The 20,498-nt window shown below is 63.2% G+C and carries 18 protein-coding genes and 1 pseudogene; 14 read left to right on the forward strand and 5 right to left on the reverse strand.

Features of this window, described 5'->3' with window-relative positions; translation table 11 throughout:
• The first annotated feature begins 594 nt into the window (after positions 1–594).
• From C1933_RS02115 to C1933_RS20205, 5 genes are all read left to right on the forward strand, one after another.
• A complete protein-coding gene (locus C1933_RS02115; RefSeq protein WP_108751991.1) occupies positions 595–1,236 on the forward strand; it encodes a DUF1629 domain-containing protein in 642 nt (213 codons plus the stop codon).
• Between the two features lie 249 nt (positions 1,237–1,485).
• Positions 1,486–2,118: a DUF1629 domain-containing protein gene (locus C1933_RS02120; protein WP_108751992.1), complete on the forward strand. Its 633-nt coding sequence runs from the start codon at positions 1,486–1,488 to the stop codon at positions 2,116–2,118.
• A 202-nt stretch (positions 2,119–2,320) separates the two neighbouring features.
• A complete protein-coding gene (locus C1933_RS02125) occupies positions 2,321–2,950 on the forward strand; it encodes a DUF1629 domain-containing protein (protein ID WP_108754706.1) in 630 nt (209 codons plus the stop codon).
• Between the two features lie 258 nt (positions 2,951–3,208).
• The gene (locus tag C1933_RS02130; protein ID WP_108754707.1) at positions 3,209–3,838 is read left to right on the forward strand and encodes a DUF1629 domain-containing protein; all 630 of its coding nucleotides are present in this window, start codon (positions 3,209–3,211) and stop codon (positions 3,836–3,838) included.
• A gap of 47 nt (positions 3,839–3,885) precedes the next feature.
• Entirely contained in the window at positions 3,886–4,083 is a 198-nt protein-coding gene (locus tag C1933_RS20205; protein WP_164270530.1) for a hypothetical protein, read from the forward strand.
• On the opposite strand, the pseudogene C1933_RS02135 reads toward C1933_RS20205, so the two are convergent.
• Positions 4,034–4,249 (reverse strand): annotated as a pseudogene (locus tag C1933_RS02135) (transposase); the annotation flags it as partial. The gene C1933_RS20205 and the pseudogene C1933_RS02135 sit on opposite strands and share 50 nt — an antisense overlap.
• Positions 4,250–4,716: 467 nt before the next feature.
• Here C1933_RS02135 and C1933_RS02140 point away from each other — a divergent pair.
• Together C1933_RS02140 and C1933_RS02150 are read left to right on the forward strand one after the other, a co-directional pair.
• The gene (locus C1933_RS02140) at positions 4,717–5,349 is read left to right on the forward strand and encodes a DUF1629 domain-containing protein (RefSeq protein ID WP_234412722.1); all 633 of its coding nucleotides are present in this window, start codon (positions 4,717–4,719) and stop codon (positions 5,347–5,349) included.
• A 51-nt stretch (positions 5,350–5,400) separates the two neighbouring features.
• Positions 5,401–8,859 carry an XVIPCD domain-containing protein gene (locus tag C1933_RS02150; RefSeq protein WP_159093931.1) on the forward strand — a complete coding sequence of 1,153 codons (3,459 nt, stop codon included), beginning with the start codon at positions 5,401–5,403 and terminating at the stop codon, positions 8,857–8,859.
• Between the two features lie 47 nt (positions 8,860–8,906).
• Here the strand turns inward: C1933_RS02150 and C1933_RS02155 are convergent, their stop codons facing one another.
• From C1933_RS02155 to C1933_RS02165, 3 genes are all read right to left on the reverse strand, one after another.
• The gene (locus C1933_RS02155; protein ID WP_159093932.1) at positions 8,907–9,296 is read right to left on the reverse strand and encodes an energy transducer TonB; all 390 of its coding nucleotides are present in this window, start codon (positions 9,294–9,296) and stop codon (positions 8,907–8,909) included.
• A gap of 113 nt (positions 9,297–9,409) precedes the next feature.
• Positions 9,410–11,074: a hypothetical protein gene (locus C1933_RS02160; RefSeq protein WP_108751997.1), complete on the reverse strand. Its 1,665-nt coding sequence runs from the start codon at positions 11,072–11,074 to the stop codon at positions 9,410–9,412.
• Between the two features lie 167 nt (positions 11,075–11,241).
• Positions 11,242–11,994 (reverse strand): hypothetical protein, encoded by a 753-nt coding sequence (locus C1933_RS02165; RefSeq protein ID WP_234414622.1) that lies wholly within the window; start codon positions 11,992–11,994, stop codon positions 11,242–11,244.
• Positions 11,995–12,427: 433 nt separating this feature from the next.
• On the opposite strand from C1933_RS02165, the gene C1933_RS02170 reads away from it, so the two are divergent.
• From C1933_RS02170 to C1933_RS02205, 7 genes are all read left to right on the forward strand, one after another.
• A complete protein-coding gene (locus tag C1933_RS02170; protein WP_108751999.1) occupies positions 12,428–13,354 on the forward strand; it encodes an XVIPCD domain-containing protein in 927 nt (308 codons plus the stop codon).
• Positions 13,354–13,980, forward strand: coding sequence for a hypothetical protein (locus C1933_RS02175; protein ID WP_108752000.1), 627 nt, complete (start codon positions 13,354–13,356; stop codon positions 13,978–13,980). The genes C1933_RS02170 and C1933_RS02175 overlap by 1 nt, the downstream gene beginning before the upstream one ends.
• The gene (locus tag C1933_RS02180; RefSeq protein ID WP_234414624.1) at positions 13,977–14,999 is read left to right on the forward strand and encodes an XVIPCD domain-containing protein; all 1,023 of its coding nucleotides are present in this window, start codon (positions 13,977–13,979) and stop codon (positions 14,997–14,999) included. The genes C1933_RS02175 and C1933_RS02180 overlap by 4 nt, the downstream gene beginning before the upstream one ends.
• 161 nt (positions 15,000–15,160) lie before the next feature.
• Entirely contained in the window at positions 15,161–16,300 is a 1,140-nt protein-coding gene (locus C1933_RS02185) for a YncE family protein (protein ID WP_108752001.1), read from the forward strand.
• 254 nt (positions 16,301–16,554) lie between these two features.
• Entirely contained in the window at positions 16,555–17,193 is a 639-nt protein-coding gene (locus C1933_RS02190) for a hypothetical protein (RefSeq protein WP_159093933.1), read from the forward strand.
• Positions 17,193–18,206, forward strand: coding sequence for an XVIPCD domain-containing protein (locus C1933_RS02195; RefSeq protein ID WP_108752003.1), 1,014 nt, complete (start codon positions 17,193–17,195; stop codon positions 18,204–18,206). Before C1933_RS02190 ends, C1933_RS02195 begins: the two co-directional genes overlap by 1 nt.
• A 716-nt stretch (positions 18,207–18,922) precedes the next feature.
• Positions 18,923–19,990 carry an XVIPCD domain-containing protein gene (locus C1933_RS02205; RefSeq protein ID WP_199911405.1) on the forward strand — a complete coding sequence of 356 codons (1,068 nt, stop codon included), beginning with the start codon at positions 18,923–18,925 and terminating at the stop codon, positions 19,988–19,990.
• 98 nt (positions 19,991–20,088) lie between these two features.
• On the opposite strand, the gene C1933_RS02210 is transcribed toward C1933_RS02205, so the two are convergent.
• The gene (locus C1933_RS02210) at positions 20,089–20,493 is read right to left on the reverse strand and encodes an XVIPCD domain-containing protein (RefSeq protein ID WP_234414626.1); all 405 of its coding nucleotides are present in this window, start codon (positions 20,491–20,493) and stop codon (positions 20,089–20,091) included.
• Positions 20,494–20,498: the final 5 nt, after the last annotated feature.

Here is a 20,498-nt window from a genome sequence, read left to right on the forward strand (position 1 = left end):
CGGCCCGGTGATGGATTTCCCGCCGTGAGGGCGGGCGCAGGGTGTGACGCAAGTCCGTTGTGTATCGAGTTTCATTGCATTCTGATTGCCCGAACGCCCAGCCGCGAGTAAAAAGAGGCCGTTGCTGGCCATCTTGCCCGGTGCCCATTGGAAGGGAGAAGCATGTCCAATAGTGATGAACAGGAAGGGCTGTTCGATCTGCACCTGACCTTTGGGCCGATGATCGTTGCGGGCAGCCTATTGCTTCGGCGTCTGAACGTGGCCGGAGCCTTCGATATGAACACCTCGCAGAACCGGCCCTACCTGCCTGTCGAGCAGGCACTGGTCACCGAGTGGGGTGCGCGCGCTACGCAGCCGAGCCGCTCGAATCCTACACCGAGGGAATGTTGCAGCAGTTGGCCCGCATCGAGGCGTCGGTGGATGCGCAGGGGGCAATGCAAGGTGCAATCCAGGGGAAGCGGCCGCGGTTGCACGGACGGTGGGCGCTGTGCGGGACTTGCAGGACATTGTGAAGGTAGCGCTGATCAATGGGGATCTGGTGCTAGCCGTATAGAAGCGAGTTGCAGCGCTACAGGGATGCCAAGGAGGCACGCGATGGAGCCCACAGACGATGGCCTGGCCGAGACGGGAGAGTACTTCCTCTTCGCGCCTGATCTGGAGACGAATCGTCCTTTTCGCGGTGCCGTCTTCGACAATGTGCAGACGCTGCTTACGCCGCCCCGACTCATCCTGCGTCCGGAGGATGGTGGCTTTCCCGGTTTGCGCGAAACGCCGCGCATCATCTTTGATGCGTCTCTAGGGCCCACGCCGCGCGATCTGGAGGGTGGCTTCGATGGTTATTGGCTTGTCTCCGAGCGTCTACGCAATGCCATGTGTGCGGTCGACCCGGAAGCGTTTGCATTTGTGGAGTGTGAGATCCGCATGCAGAACGGCGTGCGGGGGGCGCGTTACTTCCTATGCGATGTCGTGCGTGAGCTGGACGCACTCGATGAGGACAGATCCCGGCTGGACATAGAGGTGGACGACGACTTCGTGAATGGAAAGTTCTACTCGATCACCGGTGGGGCGAGCCTGGCTTTCAACAGGAGTTCCCTGAACGGCGCACACGTCTTCCTTACGCCCTTCAGTACGTTTGTCATCGCCGACCGCTGCTTCGTCGACGCAATCTGGGCGGCGGGGATTCCCACGGCCACAAGGCTGAGTGGGATCTCCTTCATCGATGCAGCACGCATCTGATCATCGTGGAAAGGGAATGAATGATGATCTGCATGGAATGGAGCCTTCGCGCATGAGTCAGACTGAGCGGTGTGAGTTCGTCCTCCTGATGCCGGATGCTGCCCGACCGGGAAGGCGAAAGGGTGTGGTGTTTGAGAACCTCCCAGGCCTGCGCACGCTTCTGCTTAGGCGCTCGCCTGGAAATCTGGCAGCCTTGTCCTCTGCAGTCGATGACTGCGAGCTCTCGATCATTCGCTAGGACAGCCCCTCATGACATCGAATATTCCGAAGAAGGGCGAGTACTTCGAGTTGCGGCCAGATGCAAGGCGTCGCGGCAAGGGGCACGGCGTGATCTTCGTGAATGAATCGGAGCTCAAGACGCCTCCACACTTTCTGCTGCGTCCGGATAGCGGTGGCTTCCCAGCTCTCCGCGAAGTTCCCCGTCTCGTGTACTACGAGAAGGAGGGGTGGCCACCCGAGGATCTTGAGCCAGGCATGAGTGGGTATTGGCTTGTATCAGCACGGCTTCGACATGTCATGGAGACGGTGGATCCCGCGGCATTTGCGTTCAACGAAACCGACTACCGCTTCGCCGACGGAGCAAGCGGAAATTCGTACTTTCTATGTGACGTCGTAAGAACGTTGGACGCGCTGGACGAAGAGTCATCTCAGTTGAAGATCATTGTCAGCGATGACTACGAAGAGGGTAGGTACTATGGACTTACCGGCGATGTGCGCTTGGCGTTCAAACGGGAGGTCATTGGCGATGCACACGTATTCCGACTCCCGTACTACGAAGGTGTGTTCTGTGATCGCGTCTTCAAGGGGGCGGTAGAAGACGCTGGAATAGTTACCAAGATCTCCTCAAACGGGGTCTGGTTCCACGACGTGGTGGCCGCCTGAGATTGGAGGGTTCGTTGAGCAGCGAACGAACGGCAGTTGCCCCAGGGAGTACCGGAGCGAAAGCCAGCTAGCTGAAATGTAGTAGTTGCCCTGGGGTTGCCAATGTCTTCTACAGAACGGCCCTGCCAGCATGCGACGCCTGCAGGCAAGATTTGGCTCGCGTTTGTCCCAGCAAAGTAGCTCGAGGATGAAAGAGGTAGACATGAGTAAGGTTGACCCGCCTAAAGGCATGTTCTATGTGCTCAGCCCCGAAATCGGCGCGCCTGGTCGGGGGCACGGGGTTGAGTGGGACAATGAGGATGAGATCCCCTGGCCTGCATTCATGGGCGATCCGGCTGGAATCGGTGGACTGACTTCGCTGAAGACGGTTCCCAGGCTTCGCTACGATAGCCAGATCGGCGGCATGCCTTCGGATCTGCATGGCGGTTTCAAAGGCTACTGGCTGGTATCGCAGGCGCTCAAGGATGTTTTGGAGCAAGCGGACGCAGATGGTTTTTCTTTCGCGAGGTGCACTTTCAAGCTTGAGGATGGCTCGGAAGATGAGCCACATTACCTATGTGAAATCAGACGGATTCTGGACGCTGTTGATGAAGAGGCATCCAGCGTGAAGGTCCTTGAAGGCTACCCGAATGGTAAGTACTACAGCCTCTCCGGTGGAGCAAAGTTGTCATTCAAAGTGGCTGAGGTAGGTGCGGCACATGTGTTCATGGACATCCACTCAGGTAGCCGGGTGTACTGCGATAGGGTGTTGCGCGACTGCTTGGTTGAGCACGGATTTGGGACGGCAGCGAATCCGCGCGGTATCTGGATTGAAGACGCTGCGGACTACTAGCGCCAGACGGACTTCCCAGTTTGAAAGAAGTTCCATGATCGAATCTGTATTTGGCGTCAGTCCATTCAAGCGTGGCGCTTGGCTGATGGACGCCATCGGTCTCTCATTGGTCGGTTCGCAAGCGCACGGAAGTCGTTGTGACAAGACTTGAGGGAGCGAGGTCCAATGGGCGAGCTAGGGGCTCGCCGAGCTCTGGCGGCAGCCTATTTCAGAGAGGATACGCAGTGTAACTGCGGTGACAGACGTGAGAGACAGAGAATGGCCAATCAGCATGCGTCCAAGAAGGGCGAGTTCTATCTGATCGACCCAGACACCCGAGGAGGCGCGCGCGGTCACGGGATCACGCTGAGCAATGCCGATGATGTTCCACTCGCTGAGGCTCTGAGCTTGCCTGCGGGTAGTGGTGGGCTCAAAGCGCTGGCGGTCATGCCGCAATTGCGCTTCGACGTCAGCAAGGGCGAACTGCCTCTTGACCTGCAAGGCGGGTTCAAAGGCTATTGGCTGGTATCTGATTCGTTGAAGCGGGTGCTTGAATCTGTAGATCCGGACGCGGTTTCCTTCGCTCGCTGCGAGTACGTCCAGGATAGTGATCAGGAGGGAGAGGCGCGCTTTCTCTGCGAGGTGGTGAGGACGCTCGACGCCATTGATGAAGCTGCGTCAGTGGTCAACGTGCGCACCGGGTACCCTGGCGGCAAGTACTACAGCCTTGCAGGCGGGGCGCGTCTTGCGTTCCATAAGGATGTTACCCGTGGATCGCATCTCTTCATGGATCTTCATTCTCGACGAATCGTCTGCGACAGAGTCATGAGGGATGCCCTTGTGGAGAGCGGGTTTGGTGGGTGCGAGCATCCGCGCGGGGTCTGGTTGGAGGATGCAGCTGACTACTGATCTCTGTCGATAGATTGGTTTCTGCTGCCAAGGAAGGAGCGATCTCAATGACAATTCTGCAAAGCCACCATGTTTTTGAGCAGGCTGAGTTTGACAGTCATCCTCTCCTGCAACTATTGGCGCAGGAGGGATTCATTGAGAAGCACGAATCCGCTAACAGAATCTATCAGCCAAGGGATGGGGACCAAGCGAGTGTTATGGACTTTGAAGAAGGCTGGCGGCATTTCCCAGCAGCAGGATACTGAAGACGACCAAGTGGAGCCCAGCCAATGTCTCAGGTAGGCGCTCGTAGTCCCGGGCCAGACGCCTGAAGCGGTTGACCCAACCGAAGCTGCTTTCGACCACGGAGCGACGCGGTAGAAGCACAAAACCCTTCTTCGCTTCCTGCAGCTTCACCACGTGCAGCTCAATGTTCCGCTGAACAGCGCGAGCGTAGCTGCCAAGATCAGCTGTCTTCCTTGCATGTTGAACTCCTTGAGGGTCCTGGCCTTTGCCGGGGGCTATGGTCCCCACCCGCAAGGCCAGAGTACCTCCCTGCGCTGGGCACGGCTGTATTCGAGTTCTCAGCCCGGTGCCTTGGAGACCTGGCCCGGCGATGGGTTCCTCGCCGTGAGGGCGGGCGCAGGGTGTGACGCAGGTCCGTTCCATATGGGGTTTCATTGCATTCCGATTGCCCGAAGGCCCAGCCCCGAGTAAAAAGGGGCCGTTGCCGGCCATCGTGGATGAAGCCGTCCAAACATAGCTGCCGTTGATTGCCGGCGCACGCGATTTGCCTTGGCACGGAATTGTATGCGAGAAGGCGGAGAAATCGGCGGCGGATGAGGCCGGGGCACCAAGGCGTGTGTACGGCAGAGAATGCTTCGAATCGGGAGATCAGAGTGAAAGAAGTCAACGCGCCGAGGAGTGGCGAGTTCTACCTCGTAACGCCGGATACCAGGGGTGGTGGCCGCGGACGAGGATTAGTGTTGGAGAACAAACAGGACATCCCGCTGGCACGCCACCTCAGTCTGCCGCCCGGAAGCGGGGGGCTCTCGGGCCTGAGGGATGTCCCGTGCCTTCGCTATGACAGTTCGATTGGGGAAATGCCCCGTGATCTCGAGGGAGGATTCAAAGGCTATTGGCTAGTCTCCGAGGCTTTCAAGAATGTACTTGAAAGAGTTGATCCGGAGGGGTTCGAGTTCAAGAAGTGCGCGTTTGTATCTGCGGATTTCTCTGCGGACAATTCATACTTTCTGTGTGAAGTCGTTCGCACCTTGGATGCAATTGATCAGGCAGCATCCAACGTGGAAGTGCTCGTGGATGGATATCCAAATGGCAAGTTCTATGACATAGCCGGTGGCGCCAATCTCGCCTTTCGCAAGGACGTCGTAGCTGGATCCCATGTGTTCAGGACTCCGTTCACTGCAGATGTGTACTGCGATCGCGTCATGCGTGACGCGATGATTGAGTCTGGATTTGGAAACACTCCCCTCACGCGTGGAGTGTGGCTGATGGATGCCGCCAGCCTTTGATCGCCCAGCGAGCAATTCCGCACGAGAGTCATTGCGAAGGAGATCGCGAGAATGCAGTCCAATGGAGTGATCCTGCAAAGCCACCATGTTCTTGAGAAGAGCCTGTTCGTAAACAACGAACTGCTCGATAAGCTGGTTGAGCGGGGTTTGATTGATCCAGACTCGTCGGCCAACCGCCTGTACCTTGCGGTAAACGGTGGGCTCGCTGAAGATCTTGAAGCATCGCCGCACCGGGGCCGTACGCGCAGCTCGTATACGTCAGGTGTGACCAATGCCATCAACGCGATCGGTAGATCTGGAGACGGTATCGCCGCCCTGAACGACGATCTAGCTGCACTGAAGCGCGTCGCCTCTCGGGTCGAAGAGCTGCGTGACACGTTGAAGGTGGCGTTGATCAATGGTGACCTATTCGCTACCACGCCGAACTTCATGACATCGCGTGAAACCGACGAGGTCAACCTTCGCACGATTGGTGCCAGAGCGCAGTATAGGATTGATCACGCTGTTCAGTTGAATGAGCTCAATCGCATGCGTCCCGTTGAGTCAGAGTGGGCGGCAATGGTCCGGTCGGACTCGCGGGTTGGGCGCTTGCTCGATGAGGTTCTTGCCAAACCTCAGAATCTTGTGGCAGGTCCTGGCGAGCGTGATGCGTTGGCGCGTGAAGTCGCTGGGCGAATGGAAATGCGGCTTGCGGTATCGGATGCGGAGCAGTCTGGCCGTTTGGCGCTTTCCGAAGCGACGCGTGCTCGCGTTCAGCAGACCTTGGTGGACGACCTTCCCGGCATCGGTAGAGCTCGGGCAGACCTCTATGATCTTACCCATACAGCGACCCATGCATACAAACCCGTCTCGCAACGCGGCTTCGTAACCCTCGACGTCCTCATAGGCGAAGCCTCCGCCAGTCAGCTCGTCCGCTCCGGCGGTCTCCTCGCCTCCGGCGTGGACGCCATCCTGACCACCCAACGCATTTCCGAGCACCTGCAGCAGGGCAATGGCACAGCCGCCCAGTCCGAGTTCAACCACACACTCGCACGCAGTGGCGGGGGCTGGTTGGGCGGCATGGCCACGGCATCGCTCATCGGCACATCCAGCTTCGTGCCGGCGGCGGTGGTGGCGGCCGACGCGCTGTTCATGAGCAAGGCCTTCGACAAGGGTGCCGATCTGCTCGACAACCGTGCGGTGTATCAGCAGGAAGACGCGGCGGGTGTGCTTTGGAAGTTCGACAGGCTGAACTGGCAGCGCCAGGCGAAGCTGGAGGATGCCGCCGAACGTTCGCCCAACGCTGTCGAGTTCAGCGTGGGTGCCAGCTATGAAAAGGCGCGTGAGCTGGGGGCCAAGGCCAGCGCGAGCGCTGTCGAGTTGGCACTGGGCAAGGCGCCCGAGCCGCAGAACCCGTTCAACCTTCCCGCTGGCCCGCAGGATGTGAACGGTCTGGACAACCAGAACTGGCAGCGCGATCCGCAGACCGAGCAATGGATCCGACAGGTCAAGACAGACGTGGTGGGGGCCAACGATCGCGGCGTGTACGAAACCCAGATAGCCACCCCGGAACGTGCGGCCGAGTTGAACCGGCAGGCCGTGCAGCGCATTGAAGACAACATCGCGCATGGCAAGGCGGCAATCGCAGCCAGCTACCTAGAAGCGCGCGCGGCAAGCCGCGCCAGTGATTTCGTGCCCTTGGTGCCGGACGCCGTGGACGCGGCGCGCGCCAAGCCCGATGCCATTCTTGGGTCCGACAACACCCTGTATCACCGCGATGCGGCTGGGCAATGGTCGCACCAGGGTGTAGTGGCCCAGGGCAACATGGCGTTGGAGCTGGAGCTGACCCGAACCATCCAGCAGCCATCGCTGGATGCGCTCGAGCGCAGCCTTGCCGAACTGGAGGCCAGGCCGGCACCCACGAATGCGGAGATGAACCGCAACGAGGTGCGGCATAGATACGCTTCGGCCGGCATCACGCCTTCGCCGCAGTGGATGGACGCCATCGAGCTGGCAATGGAGCGTACACGCAGCCAGCACGGCATCAACGGGCCCACGCTGCAGCAATTGGCGCCCCCGGTGGACGGCGTTGCGGGTGAATCGCGCGCCATTACCCATTACCAGGTGGGCGAAGACGGCGTGGCCCGGCCGGCTGCCACGACAAGCACCGAAGAGCTGCAGGCGGCGTGGCGTGAAGTGCGCGAGCGCGCTGGTGAGCAGGCGCCGATACCCGAGTCGCCCGAGCTGCGTATTGCCGCACTGTCGCCGCGCGAACAAGAGGCGTACCAGCAGGCGCTGCAGGAGGCGAATCGGCAGGGTGCGGCCACGGTGGATGCAGGGCAGGTGGCGTCGGCTGCTGCACAGCATGCGCGGCCGGACGATCCCGCACCTGCCGACGCGCGCGACGCCGTCGCCGAAGCACAGCGCGCAGCGGAACGGCAGCGCCCGCCCACGCCTGTTGAGCCGACGGCTGCAGCTGCGCCACCGGTGCTGCCGGCTGGCCCAACACGGGAGCGCGATCCCAATGCTCTGCTGCCGACGGATGATCCACGTACCTCCCAGCCATCCCGGCAGGTTGAGGAGACTGCAGAGCCCGAGCGGCGCACCGAAGCGGCGCAGCACCCGGCGCCGCAGGTAGAGGCCGAACGTCCCGCTACCGCGCATTCCACGCCGGTGGCTGCCGAGCCGTCGCTGCAGCCGAGCCACGACACTACGCCTGAGTCACTGCCAACGCAGGCCGAGGCAGCGCCTGTCACTGCGCAGCGTGTGCGGGACGAGCCCACTGAACGCGAGCCCATGGCCCACGCGAGCACTGTGGTCGCAGACCCGCCGCCCCCGCCCCCTGCGCCGGACGTGGAGATGGAACCTGCAGCGCCGCTGCAGAACGAACCGGAGGCGACACAGGTTGTGCCAGAGGGAACTGCGGAACAGCCCGCCGTCGATCGCGCCGTGGCGCCTGAGGGCGAGCAGACCGCAGTCAAGCCTGCGCCAGCGCCCGAGGTGGTGCTTGAGGAGACAGTGCCCGAAGCTGCGGCACCCGCATCTGCGCCCCAGCCCGGCACTGTTGAGCCGCTGCAGGGCGCGCCTGAGGACACAACGAACCCCACGCGCCCGGGCCATGCCGACTACCCGCTTTACCAGCAGATCTGTGAGCGCGTGCAGGATCTGGACGCCCGTTACGGCCGCAGTTTCGATGCAACCAGCGAGCGGGTGGCCGCCAGCCTGCTGGTGCTGGCCAAGGACAACGACCTGGAGCGGGTGGACCACGTGCTGGTCAGCAACGCCACCGCGGAGCATCCCGCTGGCCACCGGCTGTTCGTGGTGCAGGGTGATCCGGCCGACCCCGCCCACCGGCGGGCCGACATGCCCACCGAGCAGGCGGTGCAGACACCGGTGGAGGAATCGCTGCAGGCGTTCGATGCGGTCAGCCACGAGGCGGCGCAGCGTGCAGCGGCCAATCTTGCACAGCAGCAGCTGGAGGACGAGCGCGTGCAGCAGGACATACAGGTGCGTGCGGCCAGCGCGGGCTAGACCGCTTGCGAGGCGCGTGCGCTCAGCGCCCGCCTGGCAGTTGCCTGTCAGTCCTCCGCCAGAAACTGCACCTTCACCCGCAACCGCACTGGCACTGCAACCCCATCAATCACCACCGGCTCGAACCGCCAGTTGTTGACCGCGCTGAACGCCGCACGATCCACGTCACGCAGACGGCTGGAGAGCTCCACCATCACATTGGTCACCACGCCGGTGGCATCCACATCGGCCGCCACGACTATCGGCAACGGCGGTGCCTGGACACCGTCGGGCAGGCGCGGCAGCGGCGCATGCAGCGTGGCAGGGGCGTGTTCCAGCACGAAGCCGGCGTTGTCACCGGGTTCTACAAACACCTCGGTGGTAACAGCGGGCGTTTCCGCGCCGGCCGCAGCAAAAGGCGCGCCACAGGCGAGCGCCGCCAGTGCCAGCGCCAGCATCACAGTGAATCGAGACATCGGGAATCTCCGTTTCCAGTGCCAGCCAGCGTAACGCCTGGCGACACGTTTTCACTCAAAGAAAAGCCCCCGAAGCGAACCTCGTGGGCCGTGCATTACACCTGTTCCACCGTCTGCTGGCGTTGCGGCAGCTCCGGCGGGCGTGCGCCCTGGCTCATCACCTCACGCACCTGGTGTTCCTGCTGGTAGAACTGGCCGGCCCGATCCTGTGCGTCGCGGCTGTAGTCCTCAAAGACGCCGAACAGGGCGCGCGATTCGTCCGGCAGCAGGTCCAGCGCGGTGATGTGGCGCTTGCCGCCACGTGCGAAGGCCACCGAGGTCACTTCGGCCACGCACACCGCCACCCGCAGCGGTCCGAAGCGCACGGCGCCCTCGGCCAGCGTGCCGTTGCCGGCGTAGGCATTGCCGGCCACGCGCTTGGCGCGGTGGTAGGTGCCGCGGTAGCTGACCCGGTACACGGTGGACTGGAAGTCCACGCGGTTCCACAGCTTGTGCGCCGATGCCAGGGCGAACTGCGCCGAGGAAATGAAGCCCAGTGCGATCAGGCCCATCATGGCCGCGCCGCTGCTGCGCGCGTACAGGAAGGCGAACACTACGCCAACCAGGCCCAGCACCAGGCCGAACAGGCCCAGCGCCAGCAGCGGTCGCTGCGTGTCTGAATTCCAGGCGGCAGTGAACGCTTCGGCCAAGCGCGGTGCGCTCTGGTCGGCGCGCACGCGCGGTTCGGTTTCCAGCAGCAGGTGACCGTCGAAGGCATCGTTGCTGACCTCGTGGTCCTGCGCGTAGTACTGGCTGGGGTAGGGCATGCGGGTCTTCAGGCGCTCCAGCAGGCCGCTGGTCAGATCGGGCATCTGCAGATCCTCACGCACCAGATGGCGCGCGGCCGAGGCGCTGTAGCCGCCGGTCTGGGCGATCAGCGAAACGGTGAACAGCGCGCTGGCGATCAGCGCACTGCCCAGCACCGCGATGGTGGGCAGCACGACGGTGGCCACGGCGAAGGGCGGCGTCGGTACCTGCACCGGCGACAGGGTGATGGCCAGCGGGCCGGCAATGGATACCAGCAGCAGCGCTACCATCGCGCCCCAGCGCGGTGCGGGCACGGTGTCGGGGGCCGCTTCCATGGCGCCGCGGCGGATGGCCGCCAGGGTGGCGAAGGGCTTCAGCAGCAGCACGGCCAGCGCGAAGTACAGGCCGGCCATCCAGGCAAAGGCTGCAGGCTGGGCGAACACCCACGCCAGCGCGAAGCTGACCAGCACACCGGCCAGATACACGGCGCGGCGCAGCTGGGTTTCGGCATGACAGCGGATGGCCGATGGCGCGTTGATCAGGTGCGGCACCAGGCCATACAGCATGGACAGCAGCGGATCGTCCGGGCGCTGGCGCACGGTGATGCCGTCGTTGATGAGGCCCACCAGGTGGTTGCTGACCGAGCCGGTGCCCGATGGCACCGCAATCTGCCCGGCTTCGCCCGGCAGCACGGTGAAGCGGAAGTACCGCATGGCCACGCCCATATGCACGCCGCCCAACAGCAGCAGGGTCAGGCCGGTCATGGCGCGGCCGACCGAGCCCAGGCCCATGGCGCGCACCTGTTCGGCGTTACTGACGCCCAGCAGCAGCACCAGGCCCATCACCATGGCGAATGCGCCCAGGGTGAGGTGCAGGGTGTTGGGCAGACGCATCGGGTTGACGGTGGCGGCCTGGGACGGCGGCGTGCTGTATTCGGTGCTCATCGGGTTCTCGAACGGGCGCTTGAACGGCATTAGCGGCGGGTTCGGGAGATTCTTGAGATGCCGGCGAGGATAGCCAGACGTTGCTTGAACAGTGGCGGATCGAACTGCTGCCGGACTGATCGGGTCGGCCGTGCAGGGCGCATGCGCTGCCCTCGCCGCCCCACGGATGGCTGCCGTTCCTCCTGAACCGTGGTCGGTTACCGCAGCTTGTAGCGGGCCAGCAGGGCGCGCGTGGCGTCTTCGACGGCCTTCCAGTCCTTGAGCAGCACGCGCGGATAGATCGCGCGCACCGACAACCCATCCTGCGGGTCGATGAAGGTATGCAGGCAGGTGGCCACCGGCACATCGGGGTCATCCACCAGCGTGGTGCCCTGCACGGTCAGGCCCTCGTTCCCATCCTGCGGCGGGTTGCAGGTGATGAAGGTTGCCAGCGCGCCCTGTGCGTCGCGGGCGATGTACCACTCCTGGTCGGTTTCGGGCGAGCGCACTGGCGGCGCGCCGCGCTGCGCGGCATAGGCCTGGGAAAACTGCGCCATGCGGGTTTCGTCGATGGCGTACGGGGTGAGCCCGAAATGCGGCGTGCCGGCGGTGCGCAGGTCAAGCCGACGGCGCGGGTCGTCACGGTTGATCGAGCCGTCCTCGGTGGTCGCTTCGGTGCTGGTTTTGCGTGGCAGCAGCTCGGTGATGGGCACTGCGTCGATGTAGTCCAGCGACAGGCTGACGGCGCGGTGGTGGTCGGACATGCTGCGCGAGGCGCGCGTGCCCGGCGGTGCCGCCTGCAGGTCGGGCCACAGCAGGGTGAGGCCGACGCCGCCGCCCACCGCCGGACCTATCTGGTCGTCGTACAGGTTGGCGGGGAAGGCGTAGCGGTGCGGGCCCAGCGCGGCTTCCACGGGGGCGGTGGTGTAGGTGTAGCCGTCCACGGTGTGGGACTGTGCGGTACTGGTCATGGGGGTCTCCCGGTGCTCCGGTTCCTTGGAGGGAGCCTTGCTGCAGGCTGTGCTGCTTGCCAAGGCGATGGCCAGGGCCAACCAGCGGCCCGGCGGTGGCAGGTTCATGCGGCCGTTCCTTGCGGTGTACGCAGCACTATATGGCAGCGTCTGCAGCGTGCGCCACGACGCCTGTCACGCTCCAAGCGGTTTTGGAAGGATGAGGGACGCAGCTGCTCGGTGGCGGCATCCTTTTCCACTGCCCAGGGCAAGGCCGCTGGTAGTTGCTGGCGCTTGGCGCACGATGGTCTGGACGTGTTTCTCGTGCCTCAGTGTTCGCTGGTTCACACATTCAGCAAGCCAATCGCGTCACCACCCCCACCTCCACCTGCCGCTCCACCCACCTGTGCGATCATCCGGCCAGGACCGCAGTACCCAACAAGGCAAAGCAGGCATGGAGCAGGCAACACGCTATACCGTCACCGTATTCCTGGCCGCGCCGGGCACCCCGCTGAAGAGCGGCGGCAGCTCGCCGCGCGGGCAGATGTTCCTGCAGGTGGCGGCGGGTGACGAGGCCCACAGCTACGGCTTCGCGCCACCGCGCCTGCCGCCGGGCGAAACCGCCAGCGGCGTGCAGTACGCACAGGTGCGCCACGACGATGCCGACGAGCACGTGGACCCTTACTACAGCCGTACGCTGGAAATCACCGAGGAGCATTACGGGTGCCTGCGCGATTTTGCCGAGGAACCGGCCGAGTTCGAATTCGACGTGGACCGCCCGGCCACCATCAACCGTTGCAGCGATTTCGTCTGGGCCGCGCTGAACTACGCGCGCCTGCACCCGCTGCCGGCGCCACTGGATGGTGGCAGCGACCTGGGCGAATTCGCCGTGCTGTTCAACCTGCCGGAAATCCAGTGCATTGCCGCACCGTTCCCGGACAGCGATCTGAACGCCGAGCATCACCACCCGATGCCCGAGCGCGAGGCCGAGCTGCACCGCCAGGGTGTACGCCCCGACGATCAGCCGCCGCCCACGCCCATTGAAGTGGCCGGCACGCTGCTTGACCCCTCGCACCCCGACCATCGGCTGTTCGCACAGCTGATCCAGAAGGTGGCCGAACTGGATGCCGCGCACGGGCGCACCTTCGATGACACCAGCCAGCGCATCAGCGCCAGCCTGCTGGTGCTGGCCAAGCAGAACAACCTGTCGCGCGTGGACCACGTGCTGCTAAGTCGCCCCACCCAGGACAGCCCCGCCGCCGGCAGCATCTTCATCGTGCAGGGCGACCGCAACGACCCTGGGCACCGCCGCGCCAGCATTGCCACCGAAGTGGCGGCGCAGACCGACGTGGCTGATTCGCTGCGGTTGAAGGAGCAGTGATGCGGGCGGTGCGTGCAGTTGTTGCGTCTGCGGTGCTTGCCTTGCTGGTGGGCTGCGGCGGTGGTTCGTCACCGGAAGCGCCGAAGCTGCTCACCCGCGCCGAGGCCGACGCCCGCACCGTGGTGCCGTTCACCCGCGGCGTGCGGTTGGATAAAGCAGGGCGGATCGTGGATGTGACGTTCGATGCAGCGGAGCCCGATCGGTCCGCCACCCCAACGTTGATCATCGGACTCAGAAGCGAGGGTAAGGAGCCGGCAGAGGCGCACGCAGTGACCGCCGCCATCCAGCGCGACGGAGTCAAGGCGCGTGTAGTACTGGAACGGCTGGATACCCCTTCGCCCAAGCCCATTCCGTTGTGGAGAGTTTCCGATGACGGTCGCAGCGAGGTGCAGCTGGCAACGGACATTGTGGGTGAGCGGCTATGGGGCGCGGATGTTGCAATGAGCACCTTGGCCGAAGCGGGGCTGTACTCCCAGCAGCTGAGCTATGGCGAACTGCAGTGGGCCAGCGCGGGGCTAGGAGAGCGAGGCCGATATCACCTGCGGATTGATCTGCTTGACGATCGTCCTGATCTGGAAGGGCTCCAGGTTGATGTGATGGTTGGCTACCAACAACGTGGGAAGTGAACGTGCAAAACGACTCTGCTGAACGAATCACCCTGACCATTCACCTGGCCGCGCCCGGTACGCCCTTGGTGGCGTTGGAGAACAATGAGCGGAAGCAGGTTGGCGCCTCCGATGTCGGGCACATGTTCCTGTCGATTGATCGCGTTGGCTCCGACGAGCCGCAGCAGAGCTTCGGGTATACCCGAACGCCGATTCCCGGTAACAGTGATCTCGGGAAGGTTGTCGATTACGACCTTCGTGCGTATGAGAACCCTCGCTATCAACGCACGATCGAGATTACGCAGGAGCAGTACGAGAAGATCGTCGAGTTCGCGAAGGATCCCGCCAAGCATGGCTTCGACGTAAAGAACTACAACCTCGCGTCCAACTCCTGCGTGGACTTCGCCTGGGGCGCCTTGAACCACGCCGGTATCCACGGCAACACCATCTTCGGGGAATTCAAGACGTACGAAGGCACCTTGAAGGTGCTGGACAACATCGGGCCGGTGCAGAGCATCCGGCCGCAGGTGAAAGGCAGTGAGCTGGACCGGGAAGAATGGAAGCCGATGCCCGAGCAGACCAACGCGATACAGCGGTGGTCCACCGATGCCAATGATCCGGCCCGTGCAGATGCCTTGGCGTGGACCGGTACGCCCGCAGATCCCAGCCACGCCGACAACCCTCGCCTGAATCAGATTCACGAGCGCGTCGTTGCGATGAACGCCTTCGGCGCAGACAGCGCCAACGTCAGTGCCAGCCTGCTCGCGCTGTCCAAGGAACAGCAGTTCGCCCGCGTGGACGACGTGCTGCTCGGCGAGCGCCGCGGCGATGCAGCGCCCAACCTGTTCATCGTGCAGGGCGATCGCGCCGATCCAGCGCACCTGCGCGCCAGCCTGCCGGCGGATGTGGCGGCGCAGACCCCGCTGGCGGCTTCGTTCGAGCGCGTCGAACAGCTTGCCCAGGCCCAGCCGCAGCGCGACGCGCAGCGCCTGCAGGAGGACCAGCAGCTGCAGCAGTCGCAAGGCCCGCGCATGGCCTGAGGCCGCCGCCCCGCCGCGCGCGGCCCACGCACCAGCCCCACCTGCTACCATTGGCCTGCTAACCCAGCCAGCCCACCCTGCGCAGACAGATGCGGGGCGGGCCGTCGCAGTACGGCCCAGCGAGCCAGGACACCCTCCCGTGCCCTTTCAAGGATGCTCGCATGAACCGTTTGTCGCTTTTCCGCTCGGCCGCACTGGCCGTGGCCATCTCGCTCAGCGTGGGCGCGCCGTCGGCCTTCGCCGATAACGCCGCCGCCGCCCGCACCACCACCGCCGTGCAGCGCCAGGCCGTTGCCCAGGGCCTGTACGAGCTGGCCTACAGCCCCAGGCAGAAGGCCGTGTTCGTCGCCTCGTCCGGTGGCTTCGGCGACAACGCCGGCCCGTCGCAGGTGCTGCGCCTGGACCCGACCACGCTGGCCGTGCAGACCCGCATTCCGCTGGAGCGCAAGGCCTTCGGTGTGGTGCTGGACGATGCCCACAACCGCCTGTACGTGGGCAACACCGTGGATACCTCGGTGACCGTGGTCGACACCGCGCAGAACAAGGCCATCGGCACCGTGCAGCTGATGGAAAAGAAGGTGGGCAAGGACGGCAAGGCCGTCTATACCCACGACCTGCGTGAGCTGGTGGTCGACAGCGCGGCCAACCGCCTGTACGTCACCGGTCATTCCGGCGAAGGCAGCGTGCTGTTCGTGGTGGACACCACCACGCTGAAGCTGATCGACACCATTCCGGGCCTGGGCAAGGCCAAGGCCCCGGGCCTGGCACTGGATGCAGCCAACAAGCGCGTGTACACCAGCAACCTGCTGGCCGATCTGGTGGTGGTGGGCACCGATTCGAAGAAGGTGGTGGCCGAGCACAAGATCGCCGCCGAGCAGCCGATGAACATCGCGGTGGACCCGGACGGTAAGCGCCTGTTCGTGACCGACCAGGGTTCGGAGATGATCCGCAACTACATGACCAAGAGCAGCGAGGGCTTCACCAGCAAGCACCCGGGCCAGCGCGTGCTGGTGCTTGACCGCAGCACCGGCAAGGAACTGGCCAGCATCCCCACCGATGCCGGCCCGCTGGGCATCCTGCTGGATGCACCGCGCAAGCGCCTGTACGTGACCAACCGCGATGGCGGCACGGTCACCGCCTTCGACAGCAACAGCTACCAGAAGGTCGCCACGTACGACGTGCCCACGCACCCGAACAGCCTGGCCCTGGATGCGAAGAACAACGTGCTGTACGTCAGCATCAAGAATGGCGAAAAGGATGCCAAGGGCAGCGAAGAAAGCGTCGCCCGCATCCAGCTGTAACACAGTAGCGCCAGGCCATGCCTGGCGAGCGGAGATGGGGTAGCGCCAGGCCATGCCTGGCGGCTTTCCGCAGGAAAGGCAAGGTGCAGACCCTGTCTTTTTCCTTTCCGGCCCACCGGTAAACCGTGGCCCAGGTCACCTTTCAGATTTGCCCTACAGGCGTGTTCACAAGCCTATGCGAAGATTCGGCCATCGGCCTGGCCACACGCTGGCACGACCCCGATGGAATGCCGACCTGACCCATGGACGCCGTGATGCACATCGCCCCTGTGCCGCCCCTGCGCACCGTCGCACTGGCCATAGCCCTGCTCATGCTGCTTGGCTGCGCTGCCCAGCCACCACCGCCCCCGCCGAAGGTTCTGACCGCAGAGGAGGCCGCTGCGCGTAAGGTGGTTCCGCTGACCCGCGCGATTGCGTTGGACAAGGCGGGGCAGATTGTGGATCTGGAGTTTGAGCTGCCGCCGGCTGGAGCAGATCTGACTGCCGAAGTCTGGATCGGCGTGCGTGTTATTGGAGACGCGGAAGCCGTTTCAAGCGCGGAGAGTTTGCTCAACGGTAAAAAACTGTTGGCGAAAGTGCGCCTGTTCGGTAAGCATGAAGACGTAGAGGAATTGCTGCCGCTGACGCGCTATGACAGCGTCATTCGTCGAGATGTGCCGTTGGACTCGGAGGGCTTTGTGCCACAGGCAGTCGCGATGAGCCCCGCAACGTGGCCGCTGGAATCAGCCGGGCTTATCTCCCCGACGTCGCGCTACAGGCCACTTAGCCTGGCCTTCCTGTCAAATGCAAAGCCTGGCAGATACAGACTATCTATCGAGTTGCTTGAAGACCGATCCGACCTGAAGAACTTGAACGTTGAACTGCTCATTGGCTACATGGCGAGGTCAAAGTAATGGACAAGGACGTACGGCATACGCTGACCCTCTATGTTGCTGCACCAGGAACGCCGCTGACCGGCAGCACGCAGCGGTCGCTTTCAGGTCACGTGTACATGGAGACCGCAGCGGGGGATGATCGGATAAGCCATGGCTTCCAGCCGGGAGGGGCGCCTGTCGGGTATCAGCGCCAGTGGCACGACGTCGCGGTCCCAGGGACCATCGTTGAGACTGACACGAGACAGTACCAAGATCCCTATTATTCCCGCACCATCGAAATCAGCAAAGATCAGTTTGATCGGATCCGTGAGTTCGCCAAAGATCCGGAGAAGTACGGATTCTCCAAGAACTACGAGACGTTCACAAACAGCTGCACCGACTTCGTCTGGGCCTCTCTGAAGCACGCGGGAATCCATGATTCCAAGGTTCTTGGCGTTATTGATTTCGAAGGTGACATCAAGCCGATTTACAACGTCAAACCCATCCAGATGATCAAGCCGCCGTTCCCGGACAGCGATCTGAACAAGGAGCATTTCAACGAAATGCCCACGCAGAACTGGCGCGAGAAGATCTTTTCTGAGAACGACGCGCCAACGCTGTCACCCGAGCGCGCGCTGGCAGCTGCAGGCGCGGATGTCAGCCATCGCAACGATCCTATGCTGGCGCAGATCAATCAAGGCGTAGCCGCGCTGGACGCACAGAACGGCCGCACGTTCGACGCCACGAGCGAGAACATCAGCGCCAGCTTGTACGCCCTGGCCAAGGCCAATGGCCTGACCCACGTCGATCATGTGCTGTTGAGCAGCCGCACGGCGCAAGCCGATGCCGCGCAGAACATCTTCATCGTCCAAGGCGAACCGAGTGACCCCGCGCATCTGCGCGCGAGCATGGCAACCGCGGTAGCCGCGCAGACGCCCGCGGAAACGTCGTTCGAGCGAGCCCAGGAGCTGTCGCAAGCCGCGCAGACGCGCTCGCAGGACGAGCTGCAGCAGCGCCAGGTGCAGGAACAGGCCGGGCCGCGCATGGTGTGATCCAAGCATGATCGATTCCGTTCTGCGACTATTCTGATTGCAGTGCCGGGTATTGGCGGCTACGGTTGGTTCCTGTGGCAGGGAGGCGAGAGGCCTGAATCATGCGATGGATGCACCATTGGCTTCGTGCGGCTCTAATCACCACGATGGCTTCTGCCCTTGGCGCCTGCAGTAGTCGCCTGCCGGACGCCCCCGAGCCACTGGACCTGATCCAGCCGATCGACATCACCCGGCCTGACCAGGCGGTGCGGTTCGAGTTCGAGACGAATGCCCGCAACTTCCATCCCGGTCGACCCTATGTGCTGGAACTTGAAGTGCAGCGGCATGGGCGGGAGCATGGTAGGGCGCCCGACATGCGTAGCGCTCACGTTCCCTTTCAAGTGTCCCTGCAGCGCTGGGTAGCCGGCGCCTGGCAGGACGTGGCTACCTCTGACATCTATCAGGCTAGGGCACACAACCTGGGAGAGCCTCTCCCTGAATGGCATGCATCGCCGGATTGGCGCTATGCAATGCACATATCAATGGACGCCCAGCGGTACAGATTGAGCATTGTCACTCTGCCGATGGAGACGGACGCCCGGTACCGTGTGGATGTGCGCACAGTTCAGCCGAATGTGATGCTGCGGGGTTACCCGGCGCAGCTTCGGATACATGCTGACCCTCTCTCTGGGAAGTAGCCGACCACCCGATTCCTGGAAGAATCAAAGGACTTTCTTATGGATAAGCCGCGCTACAGCGTAGAAGTCGTCATTGCTGCACCTGGTACGCCGTTGGTGGACGAGAGGGGCGTGCAGAAAGTCGTAAACGGAGTTCCGCAGACATCTGCCCCCGGCCACATGTTCTATGTGCTTCATGGGCCGGACGAATTCAAGAGGAGCTTCGGGTTCGCGCCCATAGAGCACGGAAGCATGAACGGGCCGGGCGCCGTCATGACGACCGATGCGGGTGAGTACAAGGACCCCCGATACAGTCGCACGCTCGAGATCAGCGAAGAACAGTACAAGCGGCTTGAGGCCTTTGGCGCACGCCCGGATGAGTTCGGCTTTGATCTGCAATACAAGGATGTGCGCCACAATTGCGTGGACTTCACTTGGGCGGCCTTGAATCATGCGGGCATCGAGCGGAAGAGAAGTCTCGACCTGAACGCCCTGGGTGGCGGCATTGGTCAATTGCTTCCAGATGCCCGCATTCCCTTGGGCAGCACGAGCGACGGCAAGGATGGGTTCCGACCGCTGCGCAACATCCATGGCGTGGACAGCATTGATCCGCCGTTTCCTGACAGCGAGCTCAATCAGAAGAAAGTAAACCCAATGCCAGACAAGCGTAGTTTCCAGCAGCACATTCTCAGCGATGCCGAGGACATGGGGGAGCGTGGAGGTGATCACCTGGCTCGCCGCAGCAGCGACCCGCTGCTCTCGCAGATCAGTCAGGGCGTGGCAAAACTGGATGCAGAGCGGGGTCGTGCTTTCGATACTACCAGCGAGAACATCAGCGCCAGCTTGTACGCCCTGGCCAAGGCCAATGGCCTGACCCACGTCGATCATGTGCTGTTGAGCAGCCGCACGGCGCAAGCCGATGCCGCGCAGAACATCTTCATCGTCCAAGGCGAACCGAGTGACCCCGCGCATCTGCGCGCGAGCATGGCAACCGCGGTAGCCGCGCAGACGCCCGCGGAAACGTCGTTCGAGCGAGCCCAGGAGCTGTCGCAAGCCGCGCAGGCACGCTCGCAGGACGACCTGCAGCAGCGCCAGGTGCAGGAACAGGCCGGGCCGCGCATCGTGTAGCGTGGCCTCGATACCACTGCCCCAGGTTCGCCCATGCCAGAAGGCCGGATGGTGTCTGGAAATCTGGAACACGTTCCGGCCACCGGGTAAACAACGCCTCAGCCCAAACGCTGCCCCGGGTTCTGCTGCTCCTGCTCGCGCGCCTGCTGTTCCGGCTGCAGCCCCACGGCCGGCTGCTGCGGGGCAATGCCCAGCTTCTGCAACGATTGCTCGGCCGGCACCTGCGCCGCTTCGGCGGTGGGCAGCATGGCGCGCAGATGGGCCGGGTTGGCCGGGTCGCCCTGCACCACGAAGATGTTGTGTCCGGCCGGGTGCTGGGCCGTGGCATTGCTCACCACAACGTGGTCGGCGCGCTCCAGGCCCTGTTCGCGGGCCTTCACGGTCAGGCTGGCGGTCAGGTTTTCACTGGTGGTGTCGAAGCTGCGGCCATGCTTTTCGTCCAGCGCGGCCACGCCCTGACGGATCTGCTGGTGAAGGATGTAATCGGGGTGGTCGGGGGTCATGGGGG

Origin of the sequence: Stenotrophomonas sp. ZAC14D2_NAIMI4_6, assembly GCF_003086875.1 — a bacterium.
Classification (GTDB): domain Bacteria; phylum Pseudomonadota; class Gammaproteobacteria; order Xanthomonadales; family Xanthomonadaceae; genus Stenotrophomonas.

Bases quoted from the DNA above. Each gene is read 5' to 3' on its own strand.
- C1933_RS02210 (WP_234414626.1), bottom strand. From the start codon at position 20,493: ATGACCCCCGACCACCCCGATTACATCCTTCACCAGCAGATCCGTCAG.
- C1933_RS20205 (WP_164270530.1), top strand. From the start codon at position 3,886: ATGACAATTCTGCAAAGCCACCATGTTTTTGAGCAGGCTGAGTTTGAC.
- C1933_RS02155 (WP_159093932.1), bottom strand. From the start codon at position 9,296: ATGCTGGCGCTGGCACTGGCGGCGCTCGCCTGTGGCGCGCCTTTTGCT.
- C1933_RS02120 (WP_108751992.1), top strand. From the start codon at position 1,486: ATGACATCGAATATTCCGAAGAAGGGCGAGTACTTCGAGTTGCGGCCA.
- C1933_RS02130 (WP_108754707.1), top strand. From the start codon at position 3,209: ATGGCCAATCAGCATGCGTCCAAGAAGGGCGAGTTCTATCTGATCGAC.
- C1933_RS02150 (WP_159093931.1), top strand. From the start codon at position 5,401: ATGCAGTCCAATGGAGTGATCCTGCAAAGCCACCATGTTCTTGAGAAG.
- C1933_RS02190 (WP_159093933.1), top strand. From the start codon at position 16,555: ATGCACATCGCCCCTGTGCCGCCCCTGCGCACCGTCGCACTGGCCATA.
- C1933_RS02195 (WP_108752003.1), top strand. From the start codon at position 17,193: ATGGACAAGGACGTACGGCATACGCTGACCCTCTATGTTGCTGCACCA.
- C1933_RS02125 (WP_108754706.1), top strand. From the start codon at position 2,321: ATGAGTAAGGTTGACCCGCCTAAAGGCATGTTCTATGTGCTCAGCCCC.
- C1933_RS02160 (WP_108751997.1), bottom strand. From the start codon at position 11,074: ATGCCGTTCAAGCGCCCGTTCGAGAACCCGATGAGCACCGAATACAGC.
- C1933_RS02205 (WP_199911405.1), top strand. From the start codon at position 18,923: ATGGATAAGCCGCGCTACAGCGTAGAAGTCGTCATTGCTGCACCTGGT.
- C1933_RS02115 (WP_108751991.1), top strand. From the start codon at position 595: ATGGAGCCCACAGACGATGGCCTGGCCGAGACGGGAGAGTACTTCCTC.
- C1933_RS02185 (WP_108752001.1), top strand. From the start codon at position 15,161: ATGAACCGTTTGTCGCTTTTCCGCTCGGCCGCACTGGCCGTGGCCATC.
- C1933_RS02175 (WP_108752000.1), top strand. From the start codon at position 13,354: ATGCGGGCGGTGCGTGCAGTTGTTGCGTCTGCGGTGCTTGCCTTGCTG.
- C1933_RS02170 (WP_108751999.1), top strand. From the start codon at position 12,428: ATGGAGCAGGCAACACGCTATACCGTCACCGTATTCCTGGCCGCGCCG.
- C1933_RS02165 (WP_234414622.1), bottom strand. From the start codon at position 11,994: ATGACCAGTACCGCACAGTCCCACACCGTGGACGGCTACACCTACACC.